Origin of the sequence: Streptomyces sp. NPDC048370, from assembly GCF_043200825.1 — a bacterium.
In the GTDB taxonomy this organism is placed as follows: domain Bacteria; phylum Actinomycetota; class Actinomycetes; order Streptomycetales; family Streptomycetaceae; genus Streptomyces.
In genome coordinates this window covers 34177-58216 of sequence record NZ_JBICYI010000005.1, presented here as the reverse complement: position 1 = coordinate 58216, position 24040 = coordinate 34177, and the positions used below count along the sequence as shown (strand labels likewise).

The 24040-nt window shown below is 72.9% G+C and carries 20 protein-coding genes; 12 read left to right on the top strand and 8 right to left on the bottom strand.

The features are described 5' to 3' along the window. The first annotated feature begins 22 nt into the window (after positions 1-22). Positions 23-610, top strand: a complete 588-nt coding sequence (locus ACGFYP_RS13290; RefSeq protein WP_393491139.1) for a tellurite resistance TerB family protein — start codon at positions 23-25, stop codon at positions 608-610. Between the two features lie 17 nt (positions 611-627). Here ACGFYP_RS13290 and ACGFYP_RS13285 read toward each other — a convergent pair whose 3' ends face one another. Then, a complete protein-coding gene (locus ACGFYP_RS13285; RefSeq protein WP_393491134.1) occupies positions 628-1110 on the bottom strand; it encodes an Lrp/AsnC family transcriptional regulator in 483 nt (160 codons plus the stop codon). 200 nt (positions 1111-1310) lie between these two features. Here ACGFYP_RS13285 and ACGFYP_RS13280 point away from each other — a divergent pair, with 200 nt between their 5' ends. Together ACGFYP_RS13280 and ACGFYP_RS13275 are read left to right on the top strand one after the other, a co-directional pair. Next, positions 1311-2264, top strand: coding sequence for a DMT family transporter (locus tag ACGFYP_RS13280; protein ID WP_393491129.1), 954 nt, complete (start codon positions 1311-1313; stop codon positions 2262-2264). Continuing rightward, positions 2257-3480, top strand: a complete 1224-nt coding sequence (locus ACGFYP_RS13275) for an aromatic amino acid transaminase (RefSeq protein WP_393491123.1) — start codon at positions 2257-2259, stop codon at positions 3478-3480. Before ACGFYP_RS13280 ends, ACGFYP_RS13275 begins: the two co-directional genes overlap by 8 nt. Here the strand turns inward: ACGFYP_RS13275 and ACGFYP_RS13270 are convergent. Next, complete coding sequence (locus ACGFYP_RS13270; protein ID WP_393491118.1) at positions 3419-5359, bottom strand: cellulase family glycosylhydrolase; 1941 nt, start codon at positions 5357-5359, stop codon at positions 3419-3421. The two genes, ACGFYP_RS13275 and ACGFYP_RS13270, sit on opposite strands and share 62 nt — an antisense overlap. A gap of 228 nt (positions 5360-5587) precedes the next feature. On the opposite strand from ACGFYP_RS13270, the gene ACGFYP_RS13265 reads away from it, so the two are divergent. Beyond that, positions 5588-7648, top strand: a complete 2061-nt coding sequence (locus ACGFYP_RS13265) for a SpoIIE family protein phosphatase (protein ID WP_393491112.1) — start codon at positions 5588-5590, stop codon at positions 7646-7648. A 58-nt stretch (positions 7649-7706) separates the two neighbouring features. On the opposite strand, the gene ACGFYP_RS13260 is transcribed toward ACGFYP_RS13265, so the two are convergent. Then, entirely contained in the window at positions 7707-10535 is a 2829-nt protein-coding gene (locus ACGFYP_RS13260; protein WP_393491106.1) for a SpoIIE family protein phosphatase, read from the bottom strand. 260 nt (positions 10536-10795) lie between these two features. On the opposite strand from ACGFYP_RS13260, the gene ACGFYP_RS13255 reads away from it, so the two are divergent. After that, positions 10796-12292: an AlkA N-terminal domain-containing protein gene (locus ACGFYP_RS13255; protein ID WP_393491101.1), complete on the top strand. Its 1497-nt coding sequence runs from the start codon at positions 10796-10798 to the stop codon at positions 12290-12292. A 15-nt stretch (positions 12293-12307) separates the two neighbouring features. Continuing rightward, the gene (locus ACGFYP_RS13250) at positions 12308-12805 is read left to right on the top strand and encodes a methylated-DNA--[protein]-cysteine S-methyltransferase (protein ID WP_393491098.1); all 498 of its coding nucleotides are present in this window, start codon (positions 12308-12310) and stop codon (positions 12803-12805) included. Positions 12806-12821: 16 nt separating this feature from the next. Here ACGFYP_RS13250 and ACGFYP_RS13245 read toward each other — a convergent pair whose 3' ends face one another. Continuing rightward, positions 12822-13538 (bottom strand): NAD-dependent deacetylase, encoded by a 717-nt coding sequence (locus ACGFYP_RS13245; RefSeq protein WP_393491093.1) that lies wholly within the window; start codon positions 13536-13538, stop codon positions 12822-12824. 95 nt (positions 13539-13633) lie between these two features. Here ACGFYP_RS13245 and ACGFYP_RS13240 point away from each other — a divergent pair, with 95 nt between their 5' ends. From ACGFYP_RS13240 to ACGFYP_RS13225, 4 genes are all read left to right on the top strand, one after another. Next, entirely contained in the window at positions 13634-13828 is a 195-nt protein-coding gene (locus ACGFYP_RS13240; protein WP_393491088.1) for a hypothetical protein, read from the top strand. A 60-nt stretch (positions 13829-13888) separates the two neighbouring features. Further along, positions 13889-15109 carry a saccharopine dehydrogenase family protein gene (locus tag ACGFYP_RS13235; protein ID WP_393491085.1) on the top strand — a complete coding sequence of 407 codons (1221 nt, stop codon included), beginning with the start codon at positions 13889-13891 and terminating at the stop codon, positions 15107-15109. A gap of 98 nt (positions 15110-15207) precedes the next feature. Continuing rightward, positions 15208-16743 carry an APC family permease gene (locus ACGFYP_RS13230; protein ID WP_393491082.1) on the top strand — a complete coding sequence of 512 codons (1536 nt, stop codon included), beginning with the start codon at positions 15208-15210 and terminating at the stop codon, positions 16741-16743. 1 nt (position 16744) lies between these two features. Next, entirely contained in the window at positions 16745-17161 is a 417-nt protein-coding gene (locus ACGFYP_RS13225) for a universal stress protein (RefSeq protein WP_393491079.1), read from the top strand. A gap of 26 nt (positions 17162-17187) precedes the next feature. Here the strand turns inward: ACGFYP_RS13225 and ACGFYP_RS13220 are convergent, their stop codons facing one another. The 3 genes from ACGFYP_RS13220 to ACGFYP_RS13210 form a co-directional block, all read right to left on the bottom strand. Further along, the gene (locus ACGFYP_RS13220; RefSeq protein WP_393491074.1) at positions 17188-17679 is read right to left on the bottom strand and encodes an NUDIX domain-containing protein; all 492 of its coding nucleotides are present in this window, start codon (positions 17677-17679) and stop codon (positions 17188-17190) included. Next, on the bottom strand, positions 17676-18749 hold the full coding sequence (locus ACGFYP_RS13215; RefSeq protein WP_393491070.1) for an ADP-ribosylglycohydrolase family protein: 1074 nt from the start codon (positions 18747-18749) through the stop codon (positions 17676-17678). The genes ACGFYP_RS13220 and ACGFYP_RS13215 overlap by 4 nt, the downstream gene beginning before the upstream one ends. A 72-nt stretch (positions 18750-18821) precedes the next feature. Beyond that, positions 18822-20498 carry a BCCT family transporter gene (locus ACGFYP_RS13210; RefSeq protein ID WP_393491066.1) on the bottom strand — a complete coding sequence of 559 codons (1677 nt, stop codon included), beginning with the start codon at positions 20496-20498 and terminating at the stop codon, positions 18822-18824. 111 nt (positions 20499-20609) lie between these two features. Here ACGFYP_RS13210 and ACGFYP_RS13205 point away from each other — a divergent pair, with 111 nt between their 5' ends. Further along, positions 20610-21764: a glycerate kinase gene (locus ACGFYP_RS13205; protein WP_393491063.1), complete on the top strand. Its 1155-nt coding sequence runs from the start codon at positions 20610-20612 to the stop codon at positions 21762-21764. 66 nt (positions 21765-21830) lie between these two features. Here the strand turns inward: ACGFYP_RS13205 and ACGFYP_RS13200 are convergent, their stop codons facing one another. After that, positions 21831-23036 carry a PucR family transcriptional regulator gene (locus ACGFYP_RS13200; RefSeq protein ID WP_393491058.1) on the bottom strand — a complete coding sequence of 402 codons (1206 nt, stop codon included), beginning with the start codon at positions 23034-23036 and terminating at the stop codon, positions 21831-21833. 179 nt (positions 23037-23215) lie between these two features. On the opposite strand from ACGFYP_RS13200, the gene ACGFYP_RS13195 reads away from it, so the two are divergent. Next, entirely contained in the window at positions 23216-24040 is an 825-nt protein-coding gene (locus ACGFYP_RS13195) for an ABC transporter ATP-binding protein (protein WP_393491055.1), read from the top strand.

The following is a 24040-nucleotide window of genomic DNA, read 5'->3' as shown; positions in this document are numbered from 1 at the left end:
ACGCGTACGCGAGGTGGCACGGATGGCGATGTGGGACCGGATCAAGGACCAGGCCAAGGGGCTGCAGCAGCAGGCGCAGGGAGCGCGGGGCTCCGGCGGCCATGCGCAGCCGGGCGCGGCGCCGGGGTCCGTACCGGGCGCCGGGTCGGGCTCGGGGTCGCGCGGTGGGTCGAAGGCTCAGCTCGTGGGGGTGCTCAAGTCCCAGCTCTCCTCCCTGAAGTCGGAGCTCAAGAGCGGCGCCTACCGTGACGCGAGCATGGCCATGTGCGCGCTCGTCGCGGCCGCCGACGGGTCGGTCGACCCGGTCGAGCGACAGCACGTGGAGTCGCTGATCCTGCAGAACGACGTCCTGAGCAACTTCCCGCCCGACCAGCTGCGGCAGCGGTTCAACAAGCACGTCGACCAGCTGACGGTCAACTTCCAGCAGGGCAAGGCCGAGGCCCTGCGGGAGATCGCCAAGGCGGCGAAGAAGCCCACGGAGGCCAAGGCGGTCGTGCAGACCGGCTTCGTCGTCGCCGGCGCGGACGGGTACGTCGCCCCGGCCGAGGAGCAGGTCCTGCGCGAGGCGTGCGCGGCGCTCGGCCTCTCCCCGCAGGAGTTCGGTCTCTGACGGAGGCGGCGCCGGCCTCAGCCGAAGTCCGCGCGCGCCGTCGGGCGCGGGTAGACCTTGGACTGCTTCACGCTGCCGTAGGCGAAGCTCGACTCGATCGAGGCGATGCCGGGGATGGCGTGGATACGGTGGCGCACGAGGGATTCGTACGCCTCCAGGCTCTCGATGACGACCCTGAGCAGGTAGTCGCTGCTGCCCGCCATCAGATAGCAGTCCTGGATGTGCTCGATGCGGCCGACGTGTTCCTCGAAGACGGCCACGATGTCGCTGGTGTGGCGCTCCAGTCGGATCCGGACGAAGACCGTGATCGGCAGGCCGAAGGCGACCTGGTCCACCATGGCCGTGTAGCCGCGGATCAGGCCCGCCTCTTCCAGGCGCCGTACCCGCCGCAGGCACGGTGAGGGGGAGAGCCTGATCCGGTCCGCGAGGTCCTGGTTGGACAGGCGTCCGTCCGCCTGCAACTCGTGGATGATCTGGAAGTCCACCGCGTCCAACGTCACTCCCTGAGCGTTCCTGAGCATTTCTTGGCAGATTCTGCCCTCACGCTAGGTCTGGAGGGCAGAACTGGCAATCGGCTGCTCCGCCGAAAGCCCTACCGTTGCTCGAAACAGTGGATTCGGGCGGGAGGCGTCAGGTGGGCGGCATACGAGCGGTGGCAGCACCGGCCCAGGAGGCCCCGACCCAAGCGGCATCAGCCCAAGTGGCGCCGGCCCCAGCCCCCGCGACCCCGCCCTCCGCCGCACCCCGCACCGCACGCCTCTCCCCCCAAACAGTCGGCCTCGCCGCCCTGATCGTCACCGTGGCGATCTGGGCCGCCTTCGCGCTCAGCGCCCGGGCCCTCAGTGCCTCCACCCTCCTGCCCGCCGACGCGGCCCTGCTGCGTTTCGGCGTACCGCTCGTGGTCCTGGCTCCCGCCCTGTGGCGGCGCAGGCGGCAGCTGCTCGCCGTGCGGCCCGGGCCCGCCGCGAAGATCGTCTGCGGGGCGGGCGTCCCCTTCTTCCTCGCCGCCATGTACGGCGGCTCGCTGACCTCGGCCGCGTTCGTCGGCGCGATCGTCCCCGGCATGGTCCCGCTCTTCGTCTCCGCCCTGATGGTCGCGGGCGGCAAGAGCGTCCCGCGCGGTACGCAGGCGGCCGGCCTCGCCCTGATCGTCGCCGGAGTCGCCGCGCTCGTCTGGCGCTACACGGCGGCCCTGGACGCCGACGTCCTGCTCGGTGCGGGAACATTGCTGCTCGCCAGTGGCCTCTGGGCCCTGTACACCGTGGGCCTGCGCGAGGTGGACCTCGACCCCGTCGGCTCGATCGGCCTGCTCTGCCTGCCGTCCTTCGCCGTCATCGCCCTCCTCGCCGTGACGGGCGTCCTGCCCACCGGGCTCGCCCACGCGGCCGCCGACGACATCGCCCTCTTCCTCGTCGTCCAGGGCCTGGGCGTCGGCCTGTGCGCCGGACTGCTGTACGCCTTCGCCATCCGCCGCCTCGGCCCCGAGCGAAGCTCGGTCGTCGGCTCCCTCAGCCCGGTCGCCGTCGTCCTGCTCGCCGTACCCCTCCTCGACGAGTCGCCGACCCTGTCCGTCCTCGTCGGCGTCCCCCTCATCACCCTCGGCGTCGCGCTCGCCAACCGGCGCCCCCGAACCAAGGTCTCCGCCCATGCTTGAGCTGCTCGCCGCCCCGCCCGTGGACCCGCTGTGGGACCTGTCGGCCGAGTTCGCCGCCGACCCGCGCCCCGAGCGGCTCGACCTCGTCCTCGGGGTCTACCGCGACCACACCGGAGCCACCCCGGTGATGGCCGCCGTCAAGGAGGCCGAGATACGCCTCGCCGAGCGCGCCGTCTCCAAGGAGTACCGGGGCCTCTCCGGCAACACTGCCTTCAACCGCGCCATGCTCTCCATGGTCCTCGGCACCGAGGCCAGGACCGCCCGCGCGACGGCCGTCCAGACCGTGGCGGGCACCGGCGCCCTGCGCCTCCTCGCCGATCTCGTACGCCAGACCCGCCCCGGCACCACGGTGTGGATCAGCGACCCGGCGTACGTCAACCACCGCCCGATCCTGGAAGGCGCCGGGCTCACGGTCCGGACGTACGGGCACGCCGACGGCATGGTGGACGACCTACGCGCCGCGCGCCGGGGCGACGTCGTCCTGCTCCAGGGCTGCTGCCACAACCCCACGGGCACCGACCCCGACGCCGAGACCTGGGAGGAGCTGGCCGGGCTCGCCGAGGCCAACGGCTGGGTCCCCTTCGTCGACCTCGCGTACCACGGCCTCGGCGACGGCCTCGACGCCGACCTGTGGGCCACCCGGATGCTCGCCGACCGGCTGCCCGAGGTGCTGATCGCCGTCAGCTGCTCCAAGAACTTCGGCCTCTACAGCGACCGCACCGGCTGCGCCATCGTCCTCGGCCCGTCACGGCAGACGCTCCGGCACGTCGAGACGGCCCTGCAGAACGCCGCACGCGTCATGTACTCGATGCCCCCCGACCACGGCGCCGCCGTCGTCGCCACCGTCCTCGAGGACGCCGGCCTCCGGGCCACCTGGCGGGCCGAACTCGACGGCATGCGCGGGCGGATCGCCGCCAACCGGGCGGACCTCGTCGAGAACCTGACCGCCCTCGGACGCCCGGAGGTGGCGGAGTCGCTCCGGCGCCAGAAGGGCATGTTCTCCATGCTGCCTCTGACGCCGGAGCAGATGCGCCGGATGCGCGGCCGGTCCGGCATCTACGGCACGAACGCGGGCCGCATCAACATCGCCGGGGTCTGCGCGCATCGGATCCCGTTCCTCGCGCAGGGCATAGCCGCATCGCTCGACTCTCCCGCTACGCCCCCGGGCGGCACAGCAGAGCCGCCGGTGACGGTCGGGCAGCGACACGCGTGGTGAACGCGATCCCGGCCGCGTACTCGCCGGGTGCGCACTGGCCCTTGTAGTGGCCCCGCGCGTACTCGCCGCCGGGCGCGCCGGCCGGGCGGTTGTCACCGCGGTCGAACCACACCGTGCGGCCGCCGCCCGACGGGAGCCCTGTGCCCGCGGGCGCGCACAGGGCGGCGGAGACCCGGGCGCCGCGCAGGCTGTAGCCGATGAGGAACTGCCCTGCCGGACACTGGTACTTGGTGTAGCCGGAGGCCCAGTCGCCGCCCGCCGGGACGTGCGACTCGTCGCGGACGACCGTGTGCCCGCCGGTCGCGGCCCGCAGCCCCGAGCTCACGCAGAGGCCGCGGCCGCCGGTGTGGCTGAGCCCCGCGAGCCGGGAGCCGTCGGGGCAGACGGCCTTGCGGGCGCCGCTGTCCCAGTCCCCGCCGGCCCGCACGCGCAGTGAGGCGTTGTGGTCGCGATGGTCGGTCGTCAGCTGGTACCAGGCGGGGGAGACGGGTACGGGCCCTGTACGACCCGACGCGGCCGTCAGGCCGGTCCAGAGGGGCGTGCGCCAGTCGCCCGCGTCCAGGACCCCGGTCCGCCGGCCCTCGGAGTCGTACCGCAGCAGCGCCCAACTGTCGCCGCCGCCACCGCTGTTGTTCCAGCCGACCAGCGGCCAGTACGCGTAGTCCACATCGGCGTCCGCGAACAGCTCGGTCAGGTTGCGGAACCAGTCACGGGGCTTGTCGACGCGCTCGTCGCCTCCGATGCCGAACTCGCTGACCCAGACCGGGGCGGTGAAGTGCCGGCCGGTCTCGGCGGAGACGTAGAGCGCCTGGTCATGGACGACTTGGCGGAGCTGATCGCGGGTGAAGTCCTGGTAGCGGAGGTCGCTGGTCTCGCCGACACCGGTGGCGCCGCTGTGGTTCGGGCCGGTGTAGCCGTAGAAGTGAGCGGAGTAGACGAGCTTGTTCGACACCACCAGGGTGTGCGAGAGGGTACGGACCGGGGTGAGGGTGGGGCGGCCGTGCGGGAAGCCGTCGACCGGAATGCCCTGCCAGTTGATGCCCTCGACCACGATGAGCAGGTCCGGGTTGGCCTCGGCCAGGATGCGGTCGCCGGCCTCCTGCGCGGCCGCGTGCCAGTCGTGGTTGTCGCCCAGGCCCCAGTTGGGGTCGTCCCAGATGTCGCGGCGGACCTCGTTGTACAGGTCGGCGCCGACCACGCGCGGGTTGGCGCGGTAGCGCTTGGCCATGAAGACCCAGTCGTCGGCCCACCCGGCCGTGGACTGTCCGCTGCTGTTCCAGCGCTCGTTGCCGTCCACGCCGCAGCACCAACGGGTCGTCACCGTGTGGTTGTTGAGGACGACGGCGAACCCGCCGTCGGTGAGGGCGGCGACGACCGCGTCGAAGACCTGGAGCGGCGTCCTGCCGCGCAGCGCCGGATTGGCGGCGACGGCCGAGTCCGGCACGGGGGCCGTGGCGCGCAGCATCTCGTTGGAGAACGGCAGCCGGATGCTGTTCAGGCCGAGGGCGCGGAAGTCGGCGAGGAGGGTGGGGAGAGGGGTGCGGTCCAGGCCGATCGGGATGCCGTGGGCGTTCTGCCCGGCGTGGTGGTTGGCGGGGTCGGCGATGTCGCCCGAGCCGTTCCACGAGCCCTGGGCGCCGTCCCAGTTGGCGGAGCGGAGCCGGAAGCGGTCGCCGTCGGCGTCGACGATGTACCGGCCACGGGTCGACAGCGGCGGCGTCCAGTCGACGGCGGCCGCGGTGCGCACCGCGGGTGATGGCCCGGGCTGCGCCGCGGACTGTGGCCCGGGCTGCGCCGCGGCGGCGCCCGGGACGACGGCCGGGGCCAGCAGGGTGCCCACGAGCAGGGCGCCTCGGACCACACGTAACAAGCTCTGCATCTCGTACCTGCCAGGACGGTGGGGGAGTGGGCGGCGCCAAGTTACCGGCGGGTCGGTACGAGTGGAACCCCTTCACCGCACCGGCCGGCAGGTGACCCGAGGCGGTTCCGGATCGCCTCGGTCCTGGAGCGGTCTCCCACCCCGCGGAGCCGTACCGCAGGGCCCCGTACCGAGGGCTCGGATAGGGTGATCGGGTAGGAAGACACCCCCCGGGGTTAGGTCGAAGCGTTGGACACTACTCAGTCGCCGAGCGAGACGCCGGGACGGCCGCCGGCGGCCATCGGGTACGCCGGTGTCCTGCGCGAGGTGCTCCCGATCGCCCTGTGGCGGGAGGACGAGGACGGGCGCGTCGTCGAGTGGTCGCTCGCCGCCCAGGACCTGCTCGGATACCGCCCCGAGGACGTGCTCGGACGGGCCGCGGCACCCATTCTGGTGCCCGACGCCAACCAGGAGCTCGCTGAACAGCTGACCCGGCGCGTCCAGGCGGGCGAGACCGTCGTCGGCACCCTCCCGGTGCGGCACCGGGACGGTCACGAAGTGACCATGGAGATGTGGATCGTCCCCGAGGTCGACCCCCGGGGACGGCCGGGAGCCATGCTCATCGCGGTGGAGACCTCCGAGGTCCTGCGCATGCGGGACTCGCTCGCCGCGCTCCAGAGCCTCTTCACCCAGTCGCCGATCGGCCTCGCCACCCTCGGCCCCGACCTGCGGTTCATCCGCGTCAACGACGCGTTGGCGCGGATGAACGGCGTCCCGCCCGCCGACCACGTCGGCAGACGGCTCACCGAGGTGGTGCCCGGGGTCAACGCCCTCGCCCTCGAAGGCACCATGCGCAAGGTCCTGGAGAGCGGCGAGGCGGTCGTCGACGTCCGCCGCACCGGACGGACCCCGGCCGACCCCGACCACGACCGCACCTGGTCCTGCTCCTACGCCCCGCTGGTCGACGGCTCCGGCCGCAGGCTCGGCGTGATCGCCTCCCTCATCGACATCACCGACGGCCAGCGGGCGCTCGTCGAGGCCGAACGCGCCAACCGGCGCTTCGCCCTGCTCGCCGAGGCGGGCACCCGGATCGGCACCACCCTCGACCTGGTCCAGACCGCCGAGGAGATCGTCCAGGTCCTCGTGCCGCAGCTCGCCGACTCGGCCGACGTCCAGCTGCTCGAATCCGTGCTCGAACCCGACGAGGCGGGCGCCTCCGCCCACGGACTGCTGCGCCGCCTCGCCGCCGTCTTCCCCGACCCGACCGCCCCCACCGCGATGCTCGTCCCGGGACAGACCTTCCAGATCCCGCTGGGCACGGCGTACGAGCAGGTCATCACCGACGCCCGGCCGATGAACCTCTACCACTCCGACCTGCCGGCGCTCTTCCCCGACCCGCGCACCGCCCCCCTACGCAGCTACTTCGAGGACAGCATCGGCTCCGCGCGCATCGTCCCGCTCGTCGCCCGCGGCAAGGTCCTCGGAACCGTCTCCGTGACCCGGCTCTACGAGCGCGAACCCTTCGACGAGCGGGACTTCGTCCTCATCGACGAACTCGTCGCCCGCGCCGCCCTGAACATCGACAACGCCCGCATGTACACCACCCAGCGCGAGGCCGCCCTCACCCTCCAGCGCAGCCTGACCAACAACGTCCTCCCGAAGGTCGAGGGCCTGGAGCTCACCGGCCGCTACCTCCCCGCGAGCGACCACGACGTCGGCGGCGACTGGTTCGACGTCATCGCCCTGCCCGAGGGCAGGACCGGGCTCGTCATCGGCGACGTCATGGGCCACGGCATCCACGCGGCGGCCGTCATGGGCCAGCTCCGTACGGCCGTACGGACCCTCGCCCGGCACGGTGTCCCGCCCGCGGAGCTGCTCCGCTCCCTCGACGCCGTCGTCGCCGACCTCGGGGAGGACGAGATGGCGACCTGCGTGTACGCCGTCCACGACCCGGCCACCGGAAGCGTCGTCCTCGCCAGGGCCGGACACCCGCCGCCCGCCGTGGCCACCGCCGACGGCGCGATCACCTTCCTGGAAGGGCCGCCCGGCACGCCGCTCGGCACCGGGTGGCAGGACTTCAGCACCGAGGAGATCCTGCTCCCGCCGGGCAGCCTCCTCGTGATGTACACCGACGGCCTCATCGAGGCCAGGGACCGCGACCTCGACGAGGGCATGGACCGGCTCGCGCAGGCGCTGCTCCATCTGGAACGGCCGCTCAGCCAGCTGTGCGACGCGATCCTGGAGCAGCTGCTGCCCTGTGCCCCGCCGGACGACGTGGCCGTGCTGCTGGCCCGTACGTCCCTGAAGTGACAGCGGCTCACCGGCCCCGTCGCAAGGCTCACCAGCCTCAGCGGCCGCCTCACCCGCCTCACCAGGCGAGGTTCTCCAGCGCGTCCAGGTCCGGCACCGGCAGCGGCGCCAGCTCCGAGCCGGCCGTGGTCAGGGGCAGTTCGGCCCAGATGACCTTGCCGCGGTCGGTGTACCGGGTGCCCCACCGCTCGGCGAACTGGGCCACGAGGAAGAGTCCGCGACCGCCCTCGTCGGTCGTCGCCGCGTAGCGCAGGTGCGGAGCGGTACTGCTGCCGTCGGAGATCTCGCAGATCAGCCGGCGGTCGCGCAGCAGCCGGACCCGGATGGGCTCGGCGCCGTACCGGATGGCGTTGGTGATCAGCTCGCTCAGGATGAGCTCGGCCGTGAACGCGATGTCGTCCAGGCCCCAGGCGGCGAGCTGCGCGGCGCCCGCGTTGCGGATCCGGGAGACCTCCGCCGGGTCGGGGGGCACGTTCCACTCCGCGATCCGCTCGGGCTCGAGGCGGCGGGTGTCGGCGATGAGCAGCGCGATGTCGTCGTCGGGCGCCGGAACGAGCACGGCCGTCAGGACGTCCGCGCAGGCCTGTTCCGGGCTGCGGCCGGTGGTGGCCAGGGCTTCGCGCAGCAGCGCGAGACCGGTGTCGAAGTCCCGGTCGCGGTCCTCCAGGAGGCCGTCGGTGAAGAGCACCAGACGGCTCCCCTCCGGCAGGTGCATCTCGGTGGTCTCGAACGGCATCCCGCCCACGCCCAGCGGCAGCCCGGCGGGCAGCTCGGGGTACTCGACCCGGCCGTCCGCATGGACGAGCGCCGGTCCCGGGTGGCCGGCCCGGGCCATGGTGCAGCGGCCGTCGGCGGGGTCGTAGATGACGTACAGGCAGGTGGCGCCGGTGATCCGCTCCTGCCCCTCGTCGCCCCCGGCATCGCCGGACTCCGTACGCCCCGCTCCCGCGCCGCCGCCTCCGCTCCCGGAGCCGCCGCCCGAGGCGCCGTCGGAGCCGTCCTCGGACCCGCCGTCCGAGCCGCCGCGGTCGATCCGGTCGATGCGGTCGATCAGCTCGTCGAGGTGGCCCAGGAGCTCGTCGGGCGGCAGGTCGAGGGTGGAGAAGTTGAGGACCGCCGTCCGCAGCCGGCCCATCGTGGCCGCCGCGTGCAGGCCGTGCCCGACCACGTCGCCGACGACCAGCGCCACCCGCGCCCCCGGCAGCGGGATCACGTCGAACCAGTCCCCACCGACCCCCGCCTTGGCGGGCAGATAGCGGAACGCGACGTCGACCGCCGACAGGTCGGGCAGGATCCGGGGGAGCAGGCTGCGCTGGAGCGTCACCGCCATCTCGTGCTCGCGGGTGAAGCGGCGGGCGTTGTCGATGGAGACCGCGGCGCGCGCGGTCAGCTCCTCCGCGAAGTTCAGGTCCTCCTCGTCGAACGGCTCCTCGGTCTCCGACCGCCAGAAGTTCGCCATCCCCAGCACCACGCCCCGGGCGAGGACCGGCACCGACACGAGCGCGTGCAGCCCGTACGCGAGGGCCGCAGCGGCCCCCTCGGGGTCCTGCGCCCGCCAGCCCTCGGCCTGGGCCAGATCGGCCACCAGGACCGCGTGACCGTTGTCCAGCGCCTGCGCCATCGGCGTGGTCGGCACGACGCACCGGATCCGGTCTCCCACGGGCTGGAGCGGATGCTCGGGGCTGATGCCCGACAGCGCCGTACGCCGCATCTCGGTGAACGCGCCGGTGGGCTCCTCGCCCCGCAGCACCGGGTCGAGCAGCTCCACGGTGACGAAGTCGGCGAAGCGCGGCACGGCCACCTCCGAGAGCTCCTCGGTGGTCCGTACGACGTCCAGGGTGGTGCCGATCCGCACCCCCGCCTCGTACAGCAGTTGCAGCCGGCCCCTGGCCACCTCGGCGCGGCCGGAGACGGTGGCGAGCTCGGTCGAGTCCCGCAGCGTCATCACGGTGCCGGTGGGCCGGCCCCGGTACGGCTTGGTGGGGCGTACGTTGACGGCGAGCAGCCGGTCGCCCGCGAGGTGCACCTCGTCGTTGACGACCCGGTCGGAGGAGAGCAGCGCGGCGGTACGGGGATCGAGACCCAGCTCCGTGACGTGCCGCCGCTCGGCGTCGGGCCCCAGGTCGAGCAGCCGCCGGGCCTCGTCGTTGGCGAGCAGCAGCCGCCGGTCCGCGTCGATGATGAGCACCCCCTCGCGCACGGCGTGCAGGACCGCCTCGTGGTGCTCGTTGATCCGGGTCATCTCGACCGGCCCGAGACCGTGGGTCTGCCGGCGCAGCCGCCGGCTCACCAGCGCCGCGCCGCCCACGGCGAGCAGCAGGGCGCCCGCTGCCGTGCCGAGCAGCAGCGGCAGCTGGCCCTCGACGACGTTGCCGACGTTCTCGACGTCGATGCCGGTGCTGACCAGGCCGACGATGTCACCGTCCTCCGTGCGCACCGGGACGACGGCCCGTACGGCGGCCGTCGGCTCGCCGCTGAAGACCTCCGTGAACGACTCGCCCGCCCGGGCGCGCGCGATGTCGCCGGTGGCGCGCTCCCCGATCAGCTCGGGCCGGGAGTCCGTGTAGCGGATGCCGTCCGGGGTCATCACGGCGAGGAAGTCGAGGCCCGCGGCCAACCGGGCGGCCTCGGCCCGCTGCTGGAGCAGGGCGGTCGGGTCGGGGGCCTTCAGGGAGTCCACGAGCCCCGGAGCGTGTGCGAAGGCCTCCGCGGCGGCGAGCGAGCGGTTGCGGGCGTCGGTCTCCGTGTCGTACCGGGCCTGGAAGAGCAGGGCGAGCGTGCCCACGGTGACCAGCACCACGACGATGACCGCCTGGAGGGCGAACACCTGCCCGGCGACGCTGCGCAGCCCCAGCCCCTTGGGCCGGCGGCCCAGCCGTCCGCTCATGGGGTGCTTCTTCTTCTCGGAGATTCGGCTGTCGTCTGGGATTCTGCAGTCACCCGTCCACTTCCTCGGTTCCTCGGCCCGCCGGCGGCATCGGGGATCCGCTTCCTCCATGCTCCTCCCGTGGCGGCCGGATTTCGAGGCGGAAGGGGGCAGACGCCCTCCGAAAGCCGCCCGAAAGCCGCCCGGAAGGAGCCCGCCCGGGGAAGGTCCATGTCGTTTTCTCGCCAGCGGAGGCCCTTCCGGTCCCCGATCATGGAGCCATGTACACCGACACCGAGCGCTGCGTACGGGCCGTCCGGTCGAAGGACGCCCGCTTCGACGGCGTGTTCTTCACCGCCGTGCTCACGACCCGGATCTACTGCCGTCCCAGCTGCCCGGTCGTCCCGCCCAAGGCCGAGAACATGGTCTTCCACCCGAGCGCCGCGTCCTGCCAGCGCGCCGGGTTCCGGGCGTGCAAGCGCTGCCGCCCCGACACGAGCCCCGGCTCCCCCGAGTGGAACGTCCGCGCCGACGCCGTCGCCCGGGCGATGCGGCTGATCCAGGACGGGATCGTGGACCGCGAGGGCGTCCCCGGGCTCGCCGCCCGGCTCGGCTACTCCACCCGGCAGATCGAGCGCCAGCTCCTCGCCGAACTCGGCGCGGGACCGCTCGCCCTGGCCCGCGCCCAGCGCGCCCAGACCGCACGGCTGCTCATCGAGACGACACCGATGCCGATGGCCGAGATCGCCTTCGCCGCCGGTTTCTCCTCGATCCGTACCTTCAACGACACCGTCCGCGAGGTCTTCGCGCTCGCCCCAGGCGAGCTGCGCGCCCGGGCGGCCCGGGCCTCGGTCGCCCGCAACACCGCTCTCGACGACGCCCCGCGCACACCGGGTGTGATCACGCTCCGGCTGCCGTACCGCGCCCCGCTCAACCCCTCCAACCTCTTCGGCCACCTCGCCGCGACCGCCGTCCCCGGCGTGGAGGAGTGGCTCGACGGCGCGTACCGGCGGACCCTGACCCTGCCCCACGGCCACGGCATCGTCGCGCTCAGCCCGCGCTCCGACCACATCGCCTGCCGGCTCTCCCTCACCGACCCCCGTGACCTCACCCTCGCCATCAGCCGCTGCCGCTGGATGCTCGACCTCGACGCCGACCCGGTCGCCGTCGACGAACAGCTGCGCGCGGACCCCCTGCTCGCCCCACTGGTCGAGCGGGCGCCCGGGCGGCGCGTCCCGAGGACCGTCGACGCGGCCGAGTTCGCCGTACGGGCCGTCCTCGGCCAGCAGGTCTCCACGGCCGCCGCCCGTACGCACGCCGCCCGGCTCGTCGCCGCGCACGGTGTCCCCGTCGATGACCCCGAGGGCGGCCTCACCCACCTCTTCCCGACCCCCGAGGCGCTCGCCGGCCTCGACCCCGACTCCCTCGCGCTGCCCCGCAGCCGCCGCACGACCCTCCTCACCCTCGTCGGGGCCCTCGCCGACGGCTCGCTGAGCCTCGGCCCCGCCACCGACTGGGAGGAGGCGCGCGCCCGGCTCCTCACCCTGCCCGGCTTCGGCCCGTGGACCACCGAGGTCATCGCGATGCGGGCGCTCGGCGACCCCGACGCCTTCCTCCCCGGCGACCTCGGTGTCCGGCGCGCCGCCGAGGGGCTCGGCCTGCCGGCCACGCCCGCCGCGCTCACCGCCCGCGCCGCGCGGTGGCGGCCCTGGCGCGCGTACGCCGTCCAGTACCTGTGGGCCACCGACAGCCACCCGATCAACCATCTCCCCGCATAAGGAAGTCGACCCGCCATGACCGATGTCCGGCACACCGTCATCGACAGCCCGTACGACGCGCTGACCCTGGTCGCCGTCGACGGCGTCCTGAGCCGCGTCCACATGACCGACCAGCGCCACCGCCCCGCCGAGGAGACCTTCGGCGCACCGGACCCGCGCCCCTTCGGCGAGACGATCCGCCAGCTCGACGCGTACTTCGCCGGTGAACTGACGGAGTTCGAGCTGCCGTTGAACCTGATCGGCACGCCGTTCCAGCTGCGCGTCTGGGAGCGGCTGTGCCACATCCCGTACGGCGAGACGCGTACCTACGGCGAGTTGGCCGAGGAGCTCGGCAACCCCGGGGCCTCGCGCGCCGTCGGCCTCGCCAACGGCAAGAACCCGGTCAGCATCGTCGTACCGTGCCATCGCGTCGTCGGCGCGAGCGGCTCCCTGACCGGCTACGGCGGCGGCCTCGACCGCAAACGGCGACTCCTTGCCTTCGAATCGGGCGAGGGACCGGAAGCGCTCTTCTAGACGCGCTCCCGGCTCCTCAGTGGAGCCGCTCCAGGAGCGCCGGCAGCGAGGTGCCGATGGGCTCGCGCACGATCTCGTCGGCGAGTTCGTCGTACGGGGTGGGCTGGGCGTTCACGATGATCAGCCGGGCCCCGTGCTCGGCGGCGATCCCGGCGAGCGAGGCGGCCGGCTGCACCTGGAGGCTCGTACCGACCGCGATGAACACCTCGGCGGCCTTGGCGATCGACATCGCGTTGCCGAGCACCATCGGATCGAGCCGCTGCCCGAACATGACGGTGGCCGACTTGAGGATCCCGCCGCACGCACGGCACTTCGGATCGTCCTCGCCGGCCCGCACCCGGTCGAGCGCCGCCTCCATCGAGGAGCGGGCGTGACAGCCCGTGCACACCACCGTCCGCGCGGAGCCGTGGAGTTCGAGGACCTTGCGCTCCGGGAGCCCGGCGAGCTGGTGCAGCCCGTCGACGTTCTGCGTGATCACCCGCACCGGGTTCCCGGTCCGCTCGAACCCGGCGACGGCGCGGTGCGCCGCGTTCGGCTCGGCCCGCAGTACCGGGCCGTCGAGCCGCATCCGCCAGGCACGGCGCCGGACGTCGGCGTCGGCCATGTAGTGCTCGTACGTGGCGAGCTTCTCGGCCGCCGGGTCGCGTGTCCACACCCCGTCGGGGCCCCGGTAGTCGGGGATGCCGGAGTCCGTGGAGATACCGGCTCCGCTGAGAATCGCGACCATGGTCATGCTGCCGAGCGTAGGCCGGTCCACGGGCCTCCCGCGATCGGATTTCCTGCTGCTAGGTTCCCGCCCATGGCCAATGTGACCCCCAGGTTCGACCGATGACCGAGGATCCCCACAGACGGGCCGGGCTCCTCACCTTCGGCTGCCTCTACGCCGTCATCGGCGCCGTCCTCCTTGTCGTGGTCGGCCTCCTGCTCGCCTCCGTCATGGTCACCAGCCACTTCGACCGGCCCGCGGAGCCCAAGGAGAGCGTCGGCACCACCGGCGGGGGAACGCTCCGCCCCACGCGCTGAACCGGCGGCGAGGCGGCATCATCGGGAGGAGGCGACCACCTCCGTAAGGAGTGCTGCACCATGCGCGTCCTCATGGTCGGGGCGGGCGGCGTGGGCACGGCGATCACCAGGATCGCGGCCCGTCGCTCGTTCTTCGAACACCTCGTCGTGGCCGACTACGACCTGCGGCGGGCCGAGTCCGCCGTCGCCGCACTCGGCGCGGACGAGCGCCGGTTCACCGCCGTCCGGCTCGACGCATCGGACCCCGCCGGAGTACGGGCGGCCCTCGCCGAGCACCGCTGCGACGTCCTCCTCAACGCCACCGATCCCCGATTCGTCCTGCCGCTCTTCGAGGCCGCGCTCGCCGAGCGCGCCCACTACCTGGACATGGCCATGTCCCTGTCCCGGCCGCACCCCACGCGCCCGTACGAGGAGTGCGGGGTGAAGCTGGGGGACGCGCAGTTCGACCGGGCTGCCGAGTGGGAGGCGGCGGACCGGCTCGCCCTGGTGGGCATGGGCGTGGAGCCCGGCCTCGCGGACGTCTTCGCCCGCTACGCCTCCGACGCGCTCTTCGACGAGATCGAGGAGATCGGCGTCCGCGACGGCGCGAACCTGGTCGTCGACGGATACGACTTCGCCCCGTCCTTCAGCATCTGGACGACCATCGAGGAGTGCCTGAACCCTCCGGTCGTCTACGAGGAGGGGCGCGGCTGGTTCACCACCGAGCCCTTCAGCGAACCGGAGGTCTTCGACTTCCCCGAGGGCATCGGGCCGGTGGAGTGCGTGAACGTCGAACACGAGGAGGTGCTCCTCGTCCCCCGATGGCTCAAGGCCCGCCGCGTCACCTTCAAGTACGGTCTCGGCGACGAGTTCATCGGGGTCCTGCGCACCCTCCACAAGCTGGGGCTCGACCGTACGGACCCGGTCACGGTGGCCGGCGCCGAAGGACGGGTCGCGGTCTCCCCGCGGGACGTCGTCGCCGCCTGTCTGCCCGACCCCGCGACCCTCGGCGACCGGATGCACGGCAAGACCTGCGCGGGCACCTGGGTGAAGGGCACCAAGGACGGGCGGCCCCGCGAGGTGTACCTCTACCAGGTGGTCGACAACCAGTGGTCGATGCGCGAGTACGGCAGCCAGGCCGTCGTGTGGCAGACCGCGATCAACCCGGTCGCCGCCCTCGAACTCCTCGCGACCGGGGCCTGGCAGGGCCGTGGCGTCCTCGGCCCCGAGGCGCTGCCCCCGACCCCCTTCCTCGACCTGCTCGCGGAGTACGGAGCACCGTGGGGCATGCGCGAACAGTGACCGTCGAGCCCGGCCTCCCGCACATGCGGGGCGGACCGGGCCTCCTTACGATGAATGCAGCAGTCTCCCTGTTCGGGTACGACCGGGGCGGAGGGACCATGGCCACCGAAGATGCCGCCACCGAGGACGCCGGGGCCGCCGGGCGACCCGCGGGCCTGAAGGCGAACGCCATCGGGTTCGTCGACGCCCTCGTGATCGGGCTCAACTCCACCTCTCCCGCCTACTCCCTCGCGGCCGTCATCGGCCCCGTCGTCGCCCTGGTCGGGATCTACGCGCCCGGCGTGATGTTCGCGTCCTTCGTACCGATGCTGCTGATCGCGTCGGCGTTCTACTACCTGAACAAGGTCGACCAGGACTGCGGCACGACCTTCTCGTGGGTCACCCGCGCCATGGGCCCCTGGGCCGGCTGGCTCGGCGGCTGGGCCATCGCGATGACCGGAGTCCTGGTCGTCGGCTCGCTCGCCGACGTGGCCGTGAGCTTCGCCCTGCTCGCCTTCGGGCTCGACAGCTGGGTGGACAACGCCTTCGTACGCCAGCTGCTCACCGTGCTCCTCATCCTCGCGATGACGGCCGTGTGCGTCATCGGCACCGAGCTGTCGGCCAAGGTGCAGAACGTCCTCATCCTGGCGCAGGTCGCCTGCCTGCTGATCTTCGTGGGCGTGGCGCTCTACGCCGTCTACGCCGGCACGAGCGTGTACGACTCGGTCGACCCCTCCCTCAGCTGGCTCAACCCCTTCGGCGCTGGTGGCGCGGCGCTGACCGGCGGGCTGCTCCTGGGCGTCTTCATCTACTGGGGCTGGGAATCGGCGGTCAACCTCACCGAAGAGGTCAGGGACTCCGCCACCGCCCCCGGCAAGGCCGGGCTCTGGTCGACCGTCATCCTGCTCGTGACCTACGTGTCCGTCGGCTTCGCGGTCGTCGCCTACGCCGGTCCGGCGTTCCTCGCGGAGAACGCCGACGAGGAGGAGTTCATCTTCGCCCAGCTCGCCGGGGACGTCCTGGGCGGCTGGGACTGGATCCTGCTGATCGCCGTCGCCACCTCGGCGATCGCCTCCACCCAGACCACGATCATCCCGGCCTCGCGGACCGCGCTGTCCATGGCCCGCCGTCACGCGCTGCCCGCCCACTACGGGCACATCAGCCAGCGCTTCCGCACCCCTGACGTCAGTACGTGGTGGGTCGCCGCCATCGCCATCGGCTGGTACCTCGTGGTGAACCAGATCAGCAGCAACGCCCTCTTCGACTCGCTCACCGCGCTCTCGCTGCTGATCGCCTTCTACTACGCGCTCACCGGCCTCGCCTGCGTGATCTACTACCGCCGCCATCTCCTGGAGAGCGTCCACAACTTCCTGCTGATCGGCCTCGGCCCGCTGGTCGGCGCCGGGCTGCTGGCGTGGCTGCTGGTGCAGTCGGTCTCGGACATGTCCGACCCGGCGAACTCGTACACCGGCACCTCGTGGTTCGGCCTCGGTCCGCCGCTCGTCATCGGCATCGGCATCGCCCTCACCGGGGTGGTGGCCATGTTCGCGCGGCGGCTGTGGGCACCGGCGTTCTGGCAGGAGCGCCCGGGCGTGGCCGACCCCGCACTGGTCCACGGTCGCGGCCGCGACCACGGTCCCGGCGAGGAGACCTGAGATGTCGGTCGTGCTCGGATACGACGAATCACCCGGCGCCGCACGCGCGTTGCGCATCGCCGTCGAAGTGGCCACCGCGTTCGACGAGACGCTCGTGCTCGTCTACGGGGCCGCGGCCCCCGGCCCTTCGGGCGAGGAGTACCGCTCCCACATCGCGGCCATCCGCGAGGCAGGCCGCACCGGCCTGCAGCACGCGGTGACGGAGGCCGACCGGGCGGGCGTGCCGACCGTCGTCGAGGTGCTCGACGAGAGGCCGGCACAGGCCCTGATCGACGCGGCGAACCGCCACGCCGCACGTGTCATCGTGGTCGGCAGCTGGGGCGAGAGCCCGATGCGCGGCGCGCTCCTCGGCTCCACGCCCCACAAGCTCCTGCACATGTCGCACGTCCCCGTGCTCTGCGTGCCGCCCGAGGACTGATGCCCGACGAGTGAGGCCGCGCCCGGTCAGCGGACCGGGTGGCCGTTCTCCAGCTCCACCGGCCCGTTGCCCCGCGCGAGGACGTCGAGCGCCGCGACCACCCGCAGGCCGAGCGAGCCCGGGAGATGGGCGGCCGCCTCGGCGCGGTCGATCAGCTTCCAGGAGAGCAACTCCTCCTCCTGGAGCCGGATCGCGGCGAACCGCTCCTCCGGCAGCACCCCGCCGTCGTAGATGTACGCGACGATCGGCGGCCGCCCGGTGCCGTGCGACCAGTCGATCGCGAGCAGCGCACCCAACTCCACGTCCAGGCCGATCTCCTCGGCCGTCTCGCGCCGCGCCGCCTGGCGGGGCGTCTCACCCGTGTCGGACTCGATCGTGCCGCCGGGCAGCGTCCAGCCCTCGCGGTAGTTCGGCTCGACGATCAGGACGCGGCCCTCGGTGTCCCGGAAGAGCGCGGCCGCACCGGCGAGGACGCGCGGCAGGCCGGCGATGTACATGGCGTAATCGGTCGACGTCATGCCGTCAGCGTAGCCAGTCGCAGCGTCCGCTCGGCAAGCTCGCTGATCCGCACCCGGTCGAAGCCGAACACCGCGCTGCGTACCCGGTCCCGCAGCGGTTCGGACCACTGCGGCGGGATCGCCGTCGCCCCGCACATCACCCCGGCCACCGAGCCGGCCGTCGCCCCGTTCGAGTCGGTGTCCAGGCCGCCCCTGACGGTCAGGGCGATGGTTGCGGTGAAGTCCCCGCCGCCGTACAGCAGTCCGGCCGTGAGGACCCCCGCGTTCGGGACCGTGTGGATCCAGCCCAGGCCGGACGTGCCCTCCGCGAGCTCGGCGAGGGCGTCCGACCACTCCACCCCCGACTCGTGCAGCGCGATCGTGTGCCGGACCGTGCGCGCGAGCCGGCTGCTCGCCGGGATCCGCTCGAGCGCCGTCTCCAGGGCGGCGCGGGCGTCCGGCGCGGTGAAGGCGGCGGCGATCAGGGCGGCCGCCCACATCGCGCCGTACACCCCGTTCCCCGTGTGGGAGAGCACCGCGTCCCTGCGGGCGAGCGAGGCGGCGCGCCGGGGGTCGCCCGGGGAGGTCCAGCCGTACACGTCGGCCCGGATCAGCGCGCCGATCCACTCCTGGTGCGGGTTGTCGTACGTCGCGGTGAGCGGCGGCTTCAGACCGTTGGCGAGGTTGCGGTAGGCGGTCCGCTCGGCGGTGAACGTCTGGAGGTACGGCAGCCGCAGCAGCCAGAGTTCGCCCACCTGCTCGGTGGTGAAGGCGAACCCCCGGGTCTCCAGGAGGTGCAGGCCGAGGATCGAGTAGTCGATGTCGTCGTCCCGGCAGCTCCCCTGGATCCGGCCGCGCACGCACTGCGGCCACTCGGGCCGCAGCTCGAACCCCTGGGCCAGGGCGTCGGGCGGCGGCGGGGGCAGGTAGTCGGTCAGCGGGAGCGCGTCCGTCAGCCGCAGGTACCGGTCGATCAGCTCGGGCGTCCACAGGTCGCCGCGCTCGACGGGCTTGCCGAGCATGTTCCCGGCGATCCGTCCGGTCCAGCCACCGAGGATGCGGTCACCGAGTTCGCTGTGCTTGAACGCCATACATCCGGTCTACCGAACGCCACCCCGACCCGCCCGCCGAACACGCCGCTCTCCGCCTGGGCCCTCTCCGCCTCAGCTCCCACCGCCACGCTCGTCGTCCGTGTCGCTGCGGGACCTCGCCGCGCGGCGCAGGCGGTGATGGCGGGTGCCGCCCCGCTCCGTCAGCGCGTCGCCGACCATCGCCCGCACCGCGTCCCCCACGCCGTGCAGCGCGTGGTGCCGGGCCGGACCCGCCCCAGGGTCCTCGCGCAGCTCCTTCAGGAGGGCCCAGCAGAGACCCAGCATCACGATCACGAACGGCAGCGCCACCAGGATCGTCGCCGTCTGCAGCGAGTTGAGGCCGCCCGCCACCAGCAGCACCGCGGCGACCGCCGCCATGAGGATGCCCCAGGTCACCACCAGCCACGTCGGTGGGTGCAGAGACCCTCGGCTCGTCAGCGAGCCCATCACAAGCGACGCCGAGTCGGCGCTGGTGACGAAGTACGTCATCACCAGGAGCATCGCGATCACCGACGTCACCGTGCCGATCGGCAGCGCGTCCAGCATCGCGAAGAGCGAGGCCTCCGCCCCGTCCTTCACCGCGCCCGCGAGATCCGCCGCACCCGTCGACTCAAGCCGGATCGCCGTCCCGCCCATCACGCAGAACCAGATGACCGTCGCACCGCTCGGCACGAGCAGCACCCCGATGAGGAACTCCCGGATCGTGCGGCCCCGCGAGATCCGGGCGATGAACGTGCCGACGAACGGCGCCCAGGACAGCCACCACGCCCAGTAGAAGATCGTCCACGCGCCCAGCCACCCGGGGTCCGTGAAGGCGCCCGTACGGCTCGCCATCGGCAGCAGCTCGTGCAGGTAGCCGCCGACGGAGGCGGGGATGGCGTCCAGGATGTAGACCGTCGGGCCGAGGAGGAAGACGAAGAGCATCAGGCAGGCGGCGAGGACGATGTTGATCGTCGACAGCCACTTCACGCCCTTGTGCAGCCCCGAGAACGCCGACAGGACGAAGGCGGCGGAGAGTGAGCCGATGATGATCAGCTGGGTCGCCGTGGAGTCCTCGACGTCCATCGTCAGGTTCAGGCCCTTGGAGACCTGGAGCGCGCCCACGCCGAGGCTGGTCGCCGTGCCGAAGACCGTCGCGAAGACGGCGAGCAGGTCGATCGCCTGCCCCTGCCATCCCGCCGCCCTGCGGGCGCCGATCAGCGGGACGAACGCGGCGCTCAGCCGGGAGCCCCTGCCCTTGCGGAAGCCCGCGTAGGCCAGGGCGAGGCCCGCGATGCCGTAGATGGCCCAGGGCGTGAGCGTCCAGTGGAAGAACGAGTACTCCATGGCGTTGAGGGCGGCCGCGCCGGTGCCCGGCTCCGCGCCGCTCGCCGGGGGCGGCGACAGATAGTGCTGGAGCGGCTCCGCGACCCCGTAGAACATCAGACCGATGCCCATGCCCGCGCTGAACATCATCGCGATCCAGGCGAGCTGGGTGAACTCCGGCTCCGAGTCGTCGGGGCCGAGCCGGATCCGTCCGTAACGGCTGAGGGCGATGACCACGCACAGGACCAGGAACGTGTCGGCGGCGATCACGAACAGCCAGGCGAAGTTGTTCAGGACCCAACCGAGGGCGGAGGACGAGACGCTGTCGAAGGAGTCCTTGCCGAGGGCTGCCCACGCCACCATCGCGACGACCGCCGCCACACCGATGCCCACGACCGTCAGGTCCGGGGACTTTTGATCGATCGGATCCGATTCCGTGCTCATATGGACCCACTATGGTGCGGAATATCGCTTTATCAGGGGGTGGCACGCCGTCTGGGGTGCGGATAGGGTCGGCCACGGCGCGACTGCACGTTCGAAAGCAAGGGATGCAAGGTGACGGACGGAGCAGTAACTGAGGTCGCACGCGTACTCGTCGCGGCCGACAAGTTCAAGGGCTCGCTCACGGCCGTACAGGTCGCGGAGCGGGTCACAGCAGGTCTGCGACGGGTCGTCCCGGAGCTGGAAGTGGAGACCCTGCCGGTTGCGGACGGCGGCGACGGTACGGTCGCGGCCGCGGTGGCGGCCGGTTTCGAACGCCGTGAGGTACGGGTGACCGGGCCCGTCGGCGACCCCGTGACGGCGGCGTACGCGCTGCGCGGCACCACGGCCGTCGTGGAGATGGCGGAGGCCTCGGGCCTCCAGCTGCTGCCCGCGGGCGTCTTCGCGCCGCTCACGTCGACGACGTACGGCTCGGGCGAGCTGCTGCGCGCGGCGCTGGACGCGGGCGCCACGACGATCGTCTTCGGCGTCGGCGGCAGCGCGACGACGGACGGCGGCGCGGGGATGCTGGCCGCGCTCGGCGCGGTCTTCCTGGACGAGGCCGGCGAGCCGGTGGGCCCGGGCGGAGCGGCCCTGTCGTCCCTGGCGACGGCGGACCTGTCGGGCCTGGACCAGCGGTTCGCCTCCGTCGAGCTGATCCTGGCGAGCGACGTGGACAACCCGCTGACGGGCCCGAAGGGCGCGCCGGCGGTCTACGGTCCGCAGAAGGGCGCGACGCCGGCGGACGTCGAGACGCTGGACGCGGCCCTCGCGCACTTCGTCACGGTCCTGGAGAAGGCCATCGGTCCCAAGGCGTCGGAGTGCGCGGTCGCGCCGGGCGCGGGCGGCGCGGGCGGCATCGGGTACGGGGCGCTCGTCGGCCTGGACGCGAGCTTCCGCCCCGGCATCGAGCTGATGCTCGACGTCCTCGGCTTCGCCCCGGCCCTCGACCGGGCCACGCTCGTCATCACGGGCGAGGGTTCGCTCGACGAGCAGACCCTGCACGGCAAGGCCCCGGCGGGCGTCGCGGCGGCGGCGCGGGCGGCGGGCAAGGAGGTCGTCGCGGTCTGCGGCCGCCTGGCCCTGCCCCAGCAGGCCCTCACGGCAGCCGGCATCCGCCGGGCCTACCCCCTCTCGGACCTCGAACCCGACCCGGCGAAGTCCATCCCCAACGCGGGCCCGCTCCTGGAAGAGGTCGCGGCGCGGATCGCCCGCGACTACCTGGCGTAACCGCCGGCCCCCGCCCACGGGCGGGGGCCCACCGCACGGGGGCCCACGCGCCGCACGGCGGGAGCCTCACGCCGACGCCGCCCCCGTCAGGCGGAACGCGTCCAGGGCCAGGGTCATCTCCGTCAGGTCCCGGGGGCGGGACAAGGACCTCGACGTCAGCTGCTCCAGGCGGCGCAGGCGGTTGAAGACCGTGTTCCGGTGGCAGTACAGCCGGGACGCCGCCCGGCCCGCCGAACCCTCGCAGTCCAGCCAGACGTCCAAGGTCTCCAGCAGGATCGCCCGGTCCGCCGGGTCCAGCTCCAGCAACGCGCCCAGCACGTCCGTCACCAGCAGCCCCGCAAGCTCCGGCTGGCCGACCACCAGCGCACCCGCCAACCGCCGGTCGAGCCGGACGATCTGCCGTGAGTCCGGCGGACTCGTCCGCAGCGCCAGCTCCGCGAGCCGCCGCGCCCGGCCCAGCTCCGCGAGCCCCGTCACCACCGGACTGATCCCACCAGGACCCGGACACCGCCCCTCCAGCAGCTCCGACAGCGCGTCCAGACCCGTGCCCTCCGCCAGCGACACCACCCCGAACTCGCAGTCCGCGCCCATCCGCCACAGGAACCGCACCCCGGCCCCCTGAAGCCGCCGATGGAACGGCTCCGGCACCTCCCGGCGGTCGTGCCGCAGCACCACCACCGCGTAGCGGCCGTGCTCCGGCAGGTCCAGACCCGCCGCCGCCCGTGACGTGACCTCCGGCGAGCGCTGCCCGTGCAGCAGCGCGTCCAGGAGCGCCTGGAGCTGCTCGTCCGTACGCCGACGCAGTTCGAGCTCCGTCGCCCGGTACGCCTCCGACGCCGTGTCCGCCTGCGCGTCCACCGCCGACCACATGATCGTCGCCGACTGCGTCAGCGCGGCGAGCCGCGACGGAAACCCCGACGCGTCCTCGATCAGCGCGTCCCACACCAGCTGCCCGGCGTGCCGGTACGCGTGCACGACCAGCTCCAGCGGCATGCCCTGCTCCGCCCGCCGCCGCCCCAGCTCGTCCGCGTGCTGCAGATCCCGCCGGGGCGAGTCCCGCGGCGCCGAGATCATCTCGATCCCGATCCGCAGGGCCTCCTGGGCCTCACGCCAGTGCTGGTCGTACGGCACGATCCGGCCGTACGCCGGCTCGTACTCGTGCAGCTCCCTCAAATGCTCGTCCACCAGCTCCGGCAGCCGCTCCAGAAGCGCCGTGCACGCCTCCGACAGCAGCTTCCAGTCGTCGCCGGTCCGCGGTCTGCGCCGTCCCATGCCCGGAGGATGCCACCCCCGCCCCCTTCCCGACAGGCCCCTGACACGCGGTGTTGTGCGCGTGCACAACCCACCGCCGTGCCCGCTGGTCACCGGCAGCGATTCGGCCGCCGCACGTGGACGGACGGGCACCGCGGTGCTGGGGTGAGCGCCACTGAACGGGCCACGGAAGGGGAGCCATGGGAGGGACCGCACTCGCCCTCGAGGTCGCGGACCTGTCGGCGGGATACGGACCGGTACGTGCGCTGAGGCAGGTGTCGCTCACCGTGCCGGAGGGCGGAGTCGTCACCGTCCTCGGCGGCAACGGAGCGGGCAAGTCCACGCTGCTGCGAGCCGTCTCGCGCACACTGTCGTTCCACGGCGGAGCCGTCACCTCCGGCACCGTGACCTTCGGCGGCCGCCCGATCGGCGGGCTCGCCCCCGACCGGGTCGTCGCCGCCGGGGTCTCCCAAGTGCCGGAAGGGCGGCAGGTCTTCGCCCGGATGACCGTCGAGGACAACCTGCGCGCCGGGGCGCTCGGCGCGAGCGGCGACCGCGCGGGGAGGACTGCGGCCCTGAAACGGGTCCACGAACTCTTCCCCGTCCTCGCCGAACGCGCCCACCAGCGCGCCGGGCTCCTCTCCGGCGGCGAGCAGCAGATGCTCGCCGTCGGCCGCGCCCTGATGGCCTCGCCGAAGCTGCTGCTCCTGGACGAGCCCTCGCTGGGCCTCGCCCCGCTGATGGCCGCCCGGATCGCCGACACCATCCGCGAGATCAACGCCCAGGGCACCGCCGTGCTCCTCGTCGAACAGAACGCGGCGCTCGCGCTGCGGCTCGCCACCCGCGCGTACGTCCTGGAGGTCGGCGAGGTCACCCTCTCGGGGCCGGCCGCCGAACTCGCCGCGTCCGACGAGGTCCGCCGCCGCTACCTGGGCGTCGTGGACGAGGACGCCGCGGCCGACGCGGCGACCGCCGCCACCGTCCACCCCGTGCTCTCCCGCTGGCAGGAGGCCACGAAGCGATGA